Consider the following 12,817-nt stretch of genomic DNA (forward strand, 5'->3'; position numbering starts at 1 on the left):
CGGGGAGGGTCGGCCGGGTGCTGCGCGGAGACGCCGGCAGGGGCCCGGCAGACGCGCCGCCCGCCGCGCACTCAGCGGCCGGAGCCAATCCCGCGGGTGGTGTCGGAGCGCGTGGTCCCGGTGCGCGGTGGTGACGGCGGGCGGCGGGATCAGCGGCCGCTGGGGGACGTCCGCTCGATGATCTCCCGCATCGCCTCCGCGGCCCGGGCGGCATCGCCGGCGTCGATGGCGGCTGCCACGGCGACGTGGAGCCCGAGGTCGTGGGGCTCGGGGCGACGGGCGCCCCGCTCGGTGAGCGCCCTGTGTCGCAGCCCCTCCTCGATGACGCGGCGCAACCTGATCATCATCGTGTTCCCCGAGAGGTCGAGGACCGCGGTGTGGAAGGCCTGATCGGTGACGAGGAACTCCACGGCGTCGCTGCCCGAGCCGGCGTGCTCGAGCGCGCGGACCGCCCTGCTCAGGTGCTGCGTGGTCGCGGTGCCACGGCGAACGGACTCGGCAGCCGCTGCGGCGGCCGCGGGCTCGATCGCGTGCCGCAGGGACCTCAGCTCCTGGACCTGCTCGGCGGAGCCGGGACCGTCGAGCCTCCACCGGATCACCCGCGGATCCAGCGTGTCCCAGCTCTCCGGCGGCAGGACCCGCAGGCCCACCCGTCGTCCGGCGCTGAGCATCCCCATCGCCCCGAGCACCCGGGTGACCTCCCGCACCACGCTGCGGGACGCGCCGGAGCGCTGGCCGAAGCCCTCCACGGTGTCCGCATGGTCCGGGGGCAGCGCGCCCGTGACGATCTCGCGCCCGAGCTGGTCCAGTGCCCGCTCGAAGGCCGTCCGGGCGGCGGTCACGCCTGCGAGAGCGGGGAGATGACGAGTTCGTCGACGCGCACGTGCGCCGGGGACTCGAGCACGAACTCGACGGTGCGGGCGATGTCCTCCGCCGTCAGCATGAGCGCCCGCGCGGCCTCGTCCGGGACCTGTGGCCGCTGCTCGAGGAAGTCGGTCGCGACATCGCCCGGGCACAGATGGCAGGCGCGCACCCCGTGGACGGCCTCCTGCTGGTTCAGCGTGCGCATCAGGGAGGAGACGGCGGTCTTGGACGCGGAGTAGGCCACACCGGCGCCGGGCTGGAAGGACCACCCGGCGTAGGAGGAGATCGCCACCACGGCGCCGCCGCGACGGCGCAGATGGGGCAGGGCCGCATCGAGCGTGGTCGCGACGGCCGTGAGGTTGGTGGCGACGACGGACTCGAACTCCTCCATGCCCTGGTCCTCCCAGCGCCGCCGCGGGGAGTTCTGCCCGGCGGCGAGCACCAGGGCGTCCAGTCCGCCGAAGGTCGCGACGACCTGCTCTGCGGCGGCGGTGAGCGCGTCCCGGTCCCGCACGTCCAGGGGGAGTGCGAGGGCGGCGCCGCCCGCGGCGGAGATCTCCTGGACGATCTTCTCGAGCGTGTCCCGTCGGCGTCCGCTGAGGGCCACCGCCCATCCGCTGCGCGCTGCGGCGAGTGCCACGGCGCGGCCCATGCCGCTGCCCCCTCCGGTGATCCAGAGCGTGCGACGGGTCGTGGTGTCCATGGTGGTCCTCTCGCTGGTGTCCCGGATTCGTGCTGCAGGACGCTGCCGTGGGTGACAGGGTCCCGCCGCGTTCAATAGTATGTCTATTGCGGGGGTCGCTCGGATCCCCCGAGGTCGAGGACGGCGGCGCGGGCCGCGGGAGAGGACGATGCGATGGAGCTGGATCTGAGGGACAGGGTCGTGGTGGTGACCGGTGCGGCGCGCGGCATCGGTGCGGTTCTCGCGCAGCGGTTCGCCGACGAAGGGGCACGGGTGACCGCCCTCGACCTCGCCTTCCCGGAGAGGAGCCCTGCGGCCGCGACGACGATCCGTCAGGGCCTCTGCGACGTCACGGACCCGGACTCCGTGCAGTCCGCGGTCGAGGCCGTGGTCCAGGAGCACGGCACGATCGACGTGCTCGTCAACAACGCCGGCATCAACGTCGAGGCGCCCGTCGCCGAGATCCCGTGGGAGAGCTGGAGGGCCTGCTTCGACGTCAACGTCGGCGGGGTGTTCCTCATGAGCCGGGCCGTCGCGCCGGTGATGCAGGCGGCCGGCCGGGGGCGCATCATCAACGCCGCCTCGTTCGCCGCTATCGTGCCGAGCGTGGCCAGCGCGGCCTATGCCTCCTCGAAGGCGGCCGTGGTCCAGCTGACCCGCGTGCTCGCCTCCGAGCTCGGCCCCTGGGACATCACCGTGAACTCCTACGCCCCCGGCATGGTGCCCACCGCCATGAACGGCTTCGCCGAGATGCCCGCGGAGCAGCAGGACCGCCTGCTGGACACCCTCTCGCTGCGGCGCTGGGAGAGTGCCGACGACGTCGCCGACCTGCTGATCTTCCTGGCCAGCGACCAGGCCTCGTACATCACCGGTGCCCTTCTGGACGTCTCCGGCGGGAAGCTCGCCACCCAGATCCCCGCCCGCGCCCACGGGCGATGAGAGACCCGGCGGCGCACCGGGGCGGGGCGACCGCTCAGGCGACCGCCGTGCCCTCGAGCTCCACCAGCTGCCCGGGCACGGCGAGCCTCGTCACCTCGAGCATGGTGGTCGTCGGCGCGACGCCCGCGGCGCCGAGCCGTGCGGCGAGCACGCCGTAGCAGGGCATGAGCGCCTCCACGTCGGTGGTGTGCACGTTCAGCCGCACCAGGTCGGCGAGCGTCATGCGGGCCGCACGGAGGACGGCCTCGAGGTTGTCCGTCGCCAGGGCCAGCTGCGCGGCGATGTCCCCGTCGTGCTCCGGGCGTCCCTGGGGTGACATCGCGGTCTGGCCCGAGATGTAGAGCGTGCGGCTCTGCCCCGTCACGACCGTCCCCTGGTCGAATCCGAGCTCCTGCGACCACGTCACCGGGTTGATGGCAGTGCGTTCCATGTCCACTCCTCGTCCACTCCTGTCGTTCGGTGCGAGCGCCCGGGGCCCGGTGGCCGCCGTCCTCGACGCCCGCAGGAGGAGTCTTCCGAGGAAACATGACACCTGCTGTCGTGATTGCTGGAAGGATCGGTGCCGTGCGCGCCGATCGTCTGGTCTCCCTGGTGCTCCTGCTGCGTCGGCGGGAGCGCATGACCGCCGGCCAGCTGGCCGCAGAGCTCGAGGTGTCCGTGCGCACCGTGCTGCGCGACATCGACGCGCTGTCCACGGCGGGGGTGCCCGTCTACGCGGAGCGCGGGCGGCATGGCGGCTTCGCCCTGCTGCCGGGGTTCCGGACCGAGCTGACCGGTCTGACGGCGGACGAGGCGCTCGCGCTGCTCACCGCGGTCTCCCACCGCAGCGGGCCGGCCTTCGGACTCGGCACGTCCCTCTCCTCCGCGGCGCTCAAGGTGGTCGATGCACTGCCCGAGGGCCGCCGCGCCGACCTGGACGACGCGGCGCAGAGGCTCCTGCTCGAGCCGGAGAGCGATCTGCTCTCGCGCCCGGGGAGCGCGGAGCGGACCGTGCCCGGGGTGCTGGAGGCGGTCCGTCACGGCGTGCTCGCCGGGCGCAGGCTCCGGATCCGCTACGCCGCCGCGGGCACGGAGCCCGATCACCGCACGATCGACCCGATCGGCCTGGTGATGGTCCGCGGCCGCACCTACCTGCTGGCCACGAGGGCAGGGGAGGACCGCACGTACAGGGTCTCGCGCATGCTCGCCGCCGAGGTGCTGGACGAGGCCGCCGAGCGGCCCGACCGGGTGGACCTGGACCGGGTCTGGGCCGAGCGCAGCGCGGCGTTCCTGGCCGAGGGTCGTCTCCCCGTCCGGCTGCGGATCGAGGCCGGCCGACGGGAGGAGCTGCTGGAGACGGTGCGCGGGGTCCGCGCGGAGGACGCCGACGAGGCGGAGGGGTGGGTGCGCCTCGAGGTGCTGTTCGAGGACCTGCGGCATGCGGTCTGGGCGATCTGGCAGCTCGGCACGGCCGTCGACGTCCAGGAGCCGGAGGCTCTGCGGCTCGCACTGCGCCGCCGGGCGGAGACGATCCTCGAGCGGTACCGGCCGTGACGCCGAGGGCTCACCGCCCGGACGGACCGCTCAGCAGGGCACCGGCGCCGCCGCGGCCTGCTCCGCGGCGAGGGCGGCCCGGGCGATCTGCCGGCGGTGCACACGGAAGGACCAGCCGGCGATCCCGAGGCCCAGCAGCGCGAGCACCACGCCGGTCCAGGCGGGGGCCAGCAGGCCCCAGCCGACGGCGAGCACGGCCGCGCCCAGGGCCGCGCCGAGCGAGTTGCCGATGTTCAGGGCCGAGTGGTGCAGGGCGGCGGCGAGCGAGGGCGCGTCGGGGGAGGCATCCATGAGGAACAGCTGCAGCGAGGGGCCCAGCAGCTGGGAGGCCACGGCGACGACGAACAGCAGGATCATCCCCGGCACGGCCTGATGGGCGACGAGGGCGAACACGGTGAAGGTGGCCGCCATGCCGACCAGGCCCAGGAAGATGGTGCCGTAGACGCTGCGATCGGCAAGGCGACCGGCGACGATGTTGCCCACGGTCATGCCCACGCCGAACACGAACAGCGCCACCGGCACGGCGCGCTCGCCGAGGCCCATCACGCCGGGGACGATCTCCCCGATGTAGCTGTAGACGGCGAACATCCCGCCGAAGCCGATCGCGCCGATGCCGAGCGCGAACCACACCTGCACCCGGCGCAGCGCGCCGAGCTCCGCCCGGATCGAGCCGGTGGCCCCGGAGTTCTCGGGCTCGGGCACCAGGCGCCAGATCGTGACGGTGGTCGCGGCCGCGATCACCACCACGATCACGTACGCGGAGCGCCAGCCGATGCTCTGGCCGAGCGCGGTGGAGGCGGGCACGCCCAGCATCGTCGCGATGGTCAGGCCCAGCATCACCAGGGACACGGAGCGGGCGCGGCGCCCAGGCGGCGAGAGACGGGCCGCGACCAGCGAGGCGACCCCGAAGTAGGCGCCGTGGGGGAGGCCGGAGGCGAAGCGCGCCCCGGCGAGGACCGAGAAGTTCGGGGCCATCGCCGAGAGCAGGTTGCCCAGGCCGATGAGGGCGATCAGCGCCACCAGCAGCCGGGAGCGCGGCACCTTCACGGCGGCGATGGTCACCAGCGGCGCCCCGACCACCACGCCGAGCGCGTACAGGGTGATGAGCAGGCCGGCCTGAGGGACGCTCACCTGCAGCGAGCGGGCGATCTGCGGCAGCAGCCCCATGGAGGCGAACTCGGTGGTGCCGATCGCGAAGGCGCCCATCGACATCGCGAGGATGACCAGTCGGAGGCGGCCGGGGGCCAGCGGTGCGGACGGCGTCGGGACAGCGGACGGCGTCGGGACGGAAGAGGTCACGGGAGCTCCAGCGCGGGTCGGGGAGGAGGACGCTGCCGACGCTGGTAGCGGTGGGGGGACCCCTCGATCCTAGGGGCGCGGGGGTCGACGGCGCCAGGGAGGGTGAGGGACTCGATGCCTGCGATGGTGACGGAGAAGCTGGTTCCCGGGTGGGCGGGCTCAGAGCCACCGTTCGGCGGCATCGAGCCACTGCATCCAGTCCCACGGCATCATGTCGTGACCGCCTCGGCGGAGGTGGTGGCCCAGGGGTGCGTCCGGCCAGTGGTGGACGGTGTCCGGCGGTGGGAGCGCCGCGGCGGCCGAGGTCCCGTTGTTCGACGTCCCGCCGACGAGCCAGGCGGGAGCGGCCGCCAGGAGCGCCGCGAGCTCCCCGGCGGGGTCGGCGTTGAGGTCGTCGCTCGCGCTGGCGACGTGGAGCGGGCGCGGGGCGATCGCGGCGAGCAGCTGATGCTGGTCGACCGGCAGCGGGGTGCCGGCCAGGACCGGCTCGGCGAACCCCGGGGCGAACCAGTAGGGCCGGATGCGGGCCAGCACCTCGGGCGTCTCGCCCACGGGACGGGACAGGGCGGCCCCCATGCACCCGGAGTCGTTGCTGATCGCGGCGGCGAAGCGCGGGTCCTGCGCCGCGGCCCAGAGCGCCGTCTTGCCCAGCCGCGAGTGGCCGAGCACCGCCACCCTGCCCGCATCCACCGCGGGGGACATCCCCGCCTCCAGCGCGTCGAGGATCCTCGAGAGCAGCCAGGCCCAGATCGAGATGCCGCCCCAGGCGCAGGGGTCCTCCGCTCGGGCGGCGGCGGTGTCGAAGAGGGCCGGGATGCCGTGGTCGAAGAGGGCGGCGCCGTCCGGCCCGGCCTGCAGGTAGCAGGCGGTGATCGCCGCGAAGCCGCGCCCGGTCACCAGCTCCGCGGGCCAGCGGTGCGCCTCGACGCCGCGGGGCACGGGGAGCGTGACGGGCTCGCGCAGGCCCTCGTAGTGGACCTCCCCGCAGCGATCGGCCGTCTCGTGCTGGACGTCCAGGACGTCGGTGTCAGCGGTCACGGCGTGGTTGCCGCGGAAGTTCAGCCCCAGGAAGGCCGGGACCGGACCGGAGGTGGCCGGCAGGTCGATCATCACCACGCAGCGGCAGGTGCCCCGCGCCGTGGTGATCACGAGCGACCACTGCTGGCGCAGGATGCGGGCGGGCGTCACGTGCTCGGCCAGCAGGTCCCAGGACAGGTCCCAGCCGTCCTGCGGGGACCGGCCGTAGACGTCGTCCCGGAAGTGCGTGAGCACCTCCTCGCGGGACGCGCCGGGATCGGGCGCCGCGAGCACCGGGTCGTCGTCCCGCGCGGGGTCCTCCTGCACGACGGTCCCGTCCTGGGTGCGGGTCACGGGGGCCTCCTGCGGGGTCGGGGTGGTGCGCGGTCGGGGTCGTGCGTGTCGGGCGGGTGCGAAGTCGGGGTGGTGCATGGTCGTGGTCCCGCGGGCGCGGATGCCTCCCGGGTCGGGACCCTCAGAGCTTCATCGCGCCCTGCGCCATGCCGCTGGTGAAGTTGCGCTGGAAGAGCCCGAACACGATGAGCACGGGCATCACGCTGATCACCATGCCGGCGAACAGCACCGCCCAGTTGGAGGAGTAGTCCGCCACCTGGCTGAGGTTGAAGATGCCCACCGCGAGCGTGAGCACCTGCTCGTCCCTGATGAAGGTCAGAGCGAAGATGAACTCGTTCCAGATGCGCAGCACCACCACGATCCCGCACGCGGTCAGAGCCGGTCCGGTCTGGGGGAGCACCACGCGCCAGAACGTCCCGAAGGCGGAGGCGCCGTCGATGCTCGCGGCCTCCTCCAGCTCCTTGGGCAGCGTCTGGTGGAAGGAGGTGAGGATGAACGTGACCAGCGGCAGCTCCATCGCCACGTACACCAGCACCAGCCCGGTGCGGGAGTCCAGGAGCGAGGCCCAGGCGAGCACGTCGAACAGCGGCACCACCAGGGCGAAGGGCGGGATCATCATCGCCGCCATGAACACCGCGATCAGCGCCGCGCGGCCGGGGAACTGCACGCGGGCGAAGATGTACCCGCTGAGGCTGCCCAGGGCGAGCACCGCCGCGGTGGTGATGGAGGTGACGATCACCGAGTTCATCAGGTACGTGCCCATCCGGCCGTACGTCCACGCGTCCACGTAGTTCTGCCACAGCGGCGTCTCCGGCAGCGTCCAGGGGCTGGTGGCCAGGATCTCGGCCGACCCCTTGAGCGAGGTGCTGATCAGCCACAGCAGGCAGAAGATGTTGAACAGCGCGTAGACGGTCAGGGAGGCGAAGACGAGGGGATGCCTTCTCAGGGCGCGGAGCGCGCCGCCTCGACGTTCAGTTCTCAAAGCGATCCCCCTTCAGGAACTTGGAGCCGATGAGGCTCATCACCAGCACGATGGCGGTCATGATGATCGCCATCGCCGAGCCGTAGGCGAACATGCGCCCGCCGAAGGCGAGGCGGTACATGTAGGTCGCCATGACCTCGGTCGCTCCGTGCGGTCCGCCGTCGGTCATCACGTAGATGAAGGCGAAGGTCTGCATCGACTGGATGAACCACAGCACCAGCAGCGTGCTCAGCACGGGCCACAGCAGCGGCAGGGTGACGCTGCGGAACACCCTCCAGTCGGAGGCGCCGTCCAGGGACGCCGCCTCGGTGAGCTCGGTGGGGATCCTGTCCATCCCGGCCAGCAGCAGGATGATCCAGGTGGCGATGCCGTGCCAGATCACCGCCACCACGATGCCGAACATCGCGGTGGAGGCGTCCCCGAGCCATGCTCGGCTCAGTCCGCCCAGGCCGATGCTCTCGAGCACGGTGTTCAGCAGCCCGAAGTTCGGGTTGTAGATGAACTTCCACAGCACGCCCGCGACGGAGACGGACAGCACTGCCGGGGCGAAGATCGCCAGCTGGTAGAAGGAGCGGGTGCCCTTGGTGCGCATCAGCCCCCAGGCGATGAACAGCGCCAGCGGGAACAGCACCACGAGCGAGAGCCCGAAGTAGACCAGCGTGTTCCAGATCGCGCTGAGGAACAGCTCGTCGCCCATCAGGTTCGTGTAGTTCTGCAGCCCCACCCATCCCGTGGTCTGGAACGTCCCGTACCAGTCGGTCAAGGAGAGATAGATCGTCTGCACGAACGGGAAGACGAACAACGCTCCCAGGAGGATGCAGGGCAGCAGCATGAACGGCACGGCCAGGCGCCGTCGCTGCCTCTCGACGATGTTCATGCGACGGGGCTCGCCCCGTCCTCGCGTCGAGCGGCCCGGTCTCGAGCGGTCCGGCGCCGAGCGGATCGGAGGAACCTCAGTCATTCGTCTCCCTTCCGGGCCGAGGACGCGTCGTCCTCGTGGGCCGGGTGGTCGCGGGACGTGTCATGTGCCCTGTCGTGGGCAGTTCGTCGGGGATGCCGCCCGATGGTGTCACCCATCTTCGGGCGTGCTCTGGAGCGTGGGCCGGTTCAGGTCGTCGTTCCACTCCCAGACCTCGTCGAAGTCCCAGCCGAGCGTCTCGGCGTAGAACTCGGGGGACCGGATCTGGTCCTGGGTGGCCGGGCCGCCCTTCGGGTTGTCCGGGGCCGGGTCGACGGTGTAGCTCTCCTCGGCCACCTCCATGTCCTCCCAGGCGTAGTTGCCCTCCAGCGTGGGGGTCCCTCCGGAGTAGCGCCCGAGCACCGCGTGAGCGGACTGCGCGGCTGTCACCGAGGGGTTCAGGGCGATGGAGTCGCGCAGGACCGTGCCGCCGTAGCCGTAGCCCATCACGCCGCCGGCGTTGTTGGTCTCGGCCTCCACCTCACCGGTCGCGTAGACCCGCTCCGTGATCGAGTCCGCGACACCGACGCCGACCACGCCGCCGGTCTCGGTGCTCGCCGTGCCGGAATCGGCGGTCGAGTAGCAGTCCTGGATCTCGCCCTGCGAGTCGCCGACCAGCCCGCCGATGCGGGCGCTGCCGTGGATCGAGCCCGAGGTCCAGCACCGCTGGATCGTCCCGGCGTTCGTGTCCGCGAGCAGTCCGCCGATGCGCGGCCCGCCTTCGACCCGGGCATCCGCGACGCCCAGGTCCCGGATGGTGCCGGCGTTGGTCTCGAACAGCCCTGCCCCGAGGGTGTAGCGCCCGCCGCCGACCTCGCCGTCGGCGCGGAAGCCCGAGATCGTGTGGCCGCCGCCGTCGAACGTTCCGGTGAAGGCGCCCGGGCCCCGGGTCGACCCCTTGGCGTCGTCCTGCAGGACCCATTCCGCGCCGATCTGCGGACGCGGCGCGCCGTTGAGCTCGAGGTCGTTCGCGAGCAGATAGTGGGCGTCGGGGGCCTCGGCGATGAGCTCCATCTGCTCCCAGGAGTGGATCACGTACGGATCCGCCTCCGTGCCGGACCCGGTGAAGGCCTCGTGCACCGTCACCGCCTCCACCAGGACGTTCCCGTCGGTGTCCTGGACCTCGACCTCGGCGTTCTGGTCGTGCTCGACCGGCAGCGGCTCGTCGAAGACCACCGCCTGCTCGCCGCCGGTATGGGCCAGCGCCACGGTCTGCGTGCGGGTCTCGATCACGGTCGAGCCGGAGGCGTCGGTGGTCTCGGCGACCACGACGACCTCGTCGGGGGAGTCCGCGTATCCGGTCAGACCGATCGCGACCTCTCCGTCGACCACCGTCGCGGAGCTGAGCGAGACGTCGTCCCGCCGGATCGTGCCGATGGTGAGCTCGTCGATCGCCCCGCCGGTCGCGTCGAACGCCCGCAGACGCAGCCCGTCGTCGGTCACGTCGAGGATCAGCCCGGTCTGGACGTCCTCGTCGACGACGACGTCGTCCCACCAGAACTCCTTGTTGTCGTCGAAGGAGGGGCCGGCCGAGCCCACGGTCACGAACGTCGTGCCCTCGGCGACCTCCTCGGGGGTCTCGGCGACCTCCCCGTCGGTGATCGTGGTGCGCTTGTAGAGGTGATCGTGGCCGCCGAGGTAGAGGTCGACCCCCAGCTGGTCGAAGGCCTCGGTGACCATCGCGCGATCGCCGATCATGCCGAAGTCCTCGGCGCGCGCGCCGCCGTAGTAGGAGTAGTGCCCGGCGACGACCCGCCAGGTCGCCTCGGTGGCGTGCATGTCCTCGGCGAGCCATTCCAGCTGGGCCTTCAGGTCGTAGCGTCCGTTGAGCACCGCCACGTGCACATCGCCCTGGTCGAAGGAGTAGTTGCTCTCCCCGACGGCGCTGCCGTTGTCGGGCGCGTTGAACATCCCCCGGAAGATCGCGTTGCGGAGCTGGGTGATGTCATCGAACTCCTTGTCGCCGTCCGGTTCGTCGAAGATGCCGGTCTCGCCGTCGCCGACCATCGGGGCGAGCGGGATGTCGAGCCCGCTCAGCACATGCTCGGACACCTCGTCCCACAACTCGGCGCGTCCGCCGGCGCCGACCAGGTCTCCGGTCTGCAGCAGCACGGCACCCTGGTCATCCTGCTCGCGCAGCACGTCCAGCATGCCGGTGAACAGGGCGTAGTCGCTCTCCTCGCCGGAGTCGACCTCCAGGTCGCCCAGCACGTAGAGCGGTGCGTCGTCCGCGCTCGGAGCGGTGAAGGTGCCCTGCACCTCCGTCCAGGGGCCCGACTCGCTGACCCCCAGGCGGTACTGGTACGTCTCGCCGGGCTCCAGCCCGGTGAGGTCGAGGTCGTGGGCGCGCAGCGGTTGCCCACCGACCCTGTCGATGTACTCCTCGCCGTCGCGGCCCTCGCGCACGACCTCGTACACCTGGTCCTCCGCCGTGGAGACGGTCGGCGCCCCGTCCCAGTCGTCCGACCCCTCCGGCAGGTACTGCACGTGGGCCGTGGCGATCTTGACGTCGGTCGAGACCGCGATGCCGACCTCCCCGGGGGCGGCGCCCACGGTCACCGTGGGGGTGAAGTGCCGGAAGACGGTCTCCGGGTCCAGGGACGTCTGGCTCACCTGGATCCGGTAGTACTTCGCCGCCGTGCTGCCCTGGTCGTCCGTGGCCCGGACGACGACGTAGTGGTCGTCGTAGCCCGAGACCGTGAACGAGTTCCCGTCGTGCTCGACCTCGCCCTCTCCGTTGTAGACGGTGATCACGACCGTCGGGCTGGTCCCGCTGTCATCCGTCGCCCGCACTCCCGGCAGGGGGACCGACTGGCCGTTCGCCGCCGACGACGGGGTCCGGCCGAGCAGCTCGATCTCCGGGGCGTAGTTCGCCCCGGCCACGCGCTCGCCGATCCAGATCGGTGCGGAGAACAGCGCGTCGCCGTCCTCCTGGAGGAGCTCGACCCAGTAGTAGTCGCCGTCGGAGACCTCGAGGCTCACGGTCTCGTCGACCTCCCGGCCGAGGTCCTCCGCGGTGTGGACCTCCTCGCCGCCGTTGGTGCGGACGATGAGCGTGGCGAAGGTGTCCTCGGGGTCGGGATCCATGGCCTGGATCTGCAGGTCGAGGCTGGTGGTGTCACCGTCCAGGACGCTGCCCATGATCTCGCCGTTGCCGCGGACCAGCAGCTGGGCGTTGCGGTCCTTGGAGACGTACAGGGCCCGGTTCCGGAACGCCTCGTACAGAGCCTCCTCGGTCTGCGCGGTCGCCCAGATCCCGGTCACCGGGTCGTTCTCGCCCCAGCGGTCGTGGTGCTCGTCGTCCCCGTAGACCGGGCCGACGTGCCAGCCGGCGTCCAGCGCCAGCGTGTACTCCTCCCGGAAGGCGTCGTCGCCGCGCACCTCGATGGTGTTCATCCGCGCGTCGGCTTCCGGGGTGAGGTGGGTGAAGTCGAAGAAGTTGCCGCCGCCCACGGGATTGGGGTGGTTGAACTGGCCCAGAGCCCCTGGATCCTCGGCCAGGCGGGCGTAGAACATCGGCAGGTCGAACATCAGGTGGCCGATGCCCCAGAAGCCGGCGGCGTGGTGGTCCCCGCCGCTCTGTGCGGTGACCAGCCAGTTCGTGTTGAAGGAGTTGCTGTGCCCGGAGTAGTCGTACCAGGTGTGCTCCGTGCCCGGGATCGCGATCAGCCCAGTGGACTCCACGTCCTTGTTGAACTCCTCCGCCTGCTCGTGGAGGAGTCGCCACTCCTGGGACACGGCGTCCCGCCAGTCCTCGGTCTCGATGTCCGCATTGCGCACGTCATACGTGACGTCATGCTCGGTCACTGCGAAGAAGTCGAGGTCCGACGCCTCGGCCACATGCTTCCACGCGTCGATCGGCTCGCCGCGCGTCGTGGCGTGGTCGCTGCTGACCCCGGTGTGGGAGTGGAACTGGCCGGTGTAGTGCTTGAGGTCGCCGCCGTCCAGCGGGGCGGCCTCGGCCGGGGCCGGCGCGGCGTCCGCGCCGGGGGAGACGTTCCCCGCCACCTCCATCCCGACCGCTCCCAGGCCGGTCGCCTGCAGCAGGTGTCGTCGGCTCAGGCGCAGGCCCGCCGGGCCGCGGGTGGCGAAGGCCCTGACGGCGTCGGCCCCCGTGCGGCGGGCGTCGGCGACGATGGTCCGGGCGGTCTGGCGAGTGCTCATCGGACAGTTCCTTTCCGGGGAACGG

Annotated in this window: 10 protein-coding genes; 2 read left to right on the forward strand and 8 right to left on the reverse strand. The window is 71.8% G+C overall.

Annotated elements, in window-relative coordinates:
• Window positions 1–149: 149 nt before the first annotated feature.
• Together ACT3SP_RS13700 and ACT3SP_RS13705 are read right to left on the reverse strand one after the other, a co-directional pair.
• Window positions 150–842: a FadR/GntR family transcriptional regulator gene (locus tag ACT3SP_RS13700; protein WP_444587858.1), complete on the reverse strand. Its 693-nt coding sequence runs from the start codon at window positions 840–842 to the stop codon at window positions 150–152.
• The gene (locus ACT3SP_RS13705) at window positions 839–1,567 is read right to left on the reverse strand and encodes an SDR family oxidoreductase (RefSeq protein ID WP_444587859.1); all 729 of its coding nucleotides are present in this window, start codon (window positions 1,565–1,567) and stop codon (window positions 839–841) included. Before ACT3SP_RS13705 ends, ACT3SP_RS13700 begins: the two co-directional genes overlap by 4 nt.
• A gap of 153 nt (window positions 1,568–1,720) precedes the next feature.
• Between ACT3SP_RS13705 and ACT3SP_RS13710 the strand changes: the two genes are divergently transcribed.
• Complete coding sequence (locus ACT3SP_RS13710; RefSeq protein WP_444587860.1) at window positions 1,721–2,485, forward strand: SDR family NAD(P)-dependent oxidoreductase; 765 nt, start codon at window positions 1,721–1,723, stop codon at window positions 2,483–2,485.
• A 34-nt stretch (window positions 2,486–2,519) separates the two neighbouring features.
• On the opposite strand, the gene ACT3SP_RS13715 is transcribed toward ACT3SP_RS13710, so the two are convergent.
• Complete coding sequence (locus ACT3SP_RS13715; RefSeq protein ID WP_444587861.1) at window positions 2,520–2,915, reverse strand: RidA family protein; 396 nt, start codon at window positions 2,913–2,915, stop codon at window positions 2,520–2,522.
• A 95-nt stretch (window positions 2,916–3,010) separates the two neighbouring features.
• On the opposite strand from ACT3SP_RS13715, the gene ACT3SP_RS13720 reads away from it, so the two are divergent.
• Complete coding sequence (locus ACT3SP_RS13720; RefSeq protein ID WP_444587862.1) at window positions 3,011–4,018, forward strand: helix-turn-helix transcriptional regulator; 1,008 nt, start codon at window positions 3,011–3,013, stop codon at window positions 4,016–4,018.
• A 30-nt stretch (window positions 4,019–4,048) separates the two neighbouring features.
• On the opposite strand, the gene ACT3SP_RS13725 is transcribed toward ACT3SP_RS13720, so the two are convergent.
• The 5 genes from ACT3SP_RS13725 to ACT3SP_RS13745 all read right to left on the reverse strand — a co-directional run bounded on the left by ACT3SP_RS13725 (window position 4,049) and on the right by ACT3SP_RS13745 (window position 12,792).
• Entirely contained in the window at window positions 4,049–5,317 is a 1,269-nt protein-coding gene (locus tag ACT3SP_RS13725; protein ID WP_444587863.1) for an MFS transporter, read from the reverse strand.
• Between the two features lie 159 nt (window positions 5,318–5,476).
• Window positions 5,477–6,688, reverse strand: coding sequence for a glucuronyl esterase domain-containing protein (locus tag ACT3SP_RS13730; RefSeq protein ID WP_444587864.1), 1,212 nt, complete (start codon window positions 6,686–6,688; stop codon window positions 5,477–5,479).
• Between the two features lie 121 nt (window positions 6,689–6,809).
• Complete coding sequence (locus ACT3SP_RS13735) at window positions 6,810–7,670, reverse strand: carbohydrate ABC transporter permease (protein WP_444587865.1); 861 nt, start codon at window positions 7,668–7,670, stop codon at window positions 6,810–6,812.
• Window positions 7,660–8,547, reverse strand: a complete 888-nt coding sequence (locus ACT3SP_RS13740; protein WP_444587866.1) for a carbohydrate ABC transporter permease — start codon at window positions 8,545–8,547, stop codon at window positions 7,660–7,662. Before ACT3SP_RS13740 ends, ACT3SP_RS13735 begins: the two co-directional genes overlap by 11 nt.
• Window positions 8,548–8,739: 192 nt before the next feature.
• A complete protein-coding gene (locus tag ACT3SP_RS13745) occupies window positions 8,740–12,792 on the reverse strand; it encodes a metallophosphoesterase (protein WP_444587867.1) in 4,053 nt (1,350 codons plus the stop codon).
• Window positions 12,793–12,817 lie beyond the last annotated feature (25 nt).

The sequence above is a fragment of the Brachybacterium sp. AOP43-C2-M15 genome, from assembly GCF_052446295.1.
Taxonomy (GTDB): Bacteria; Actinomycetota; Actinomycetes; order Actinomycetales; family Dermabacteraceae; genus Brachybacterium.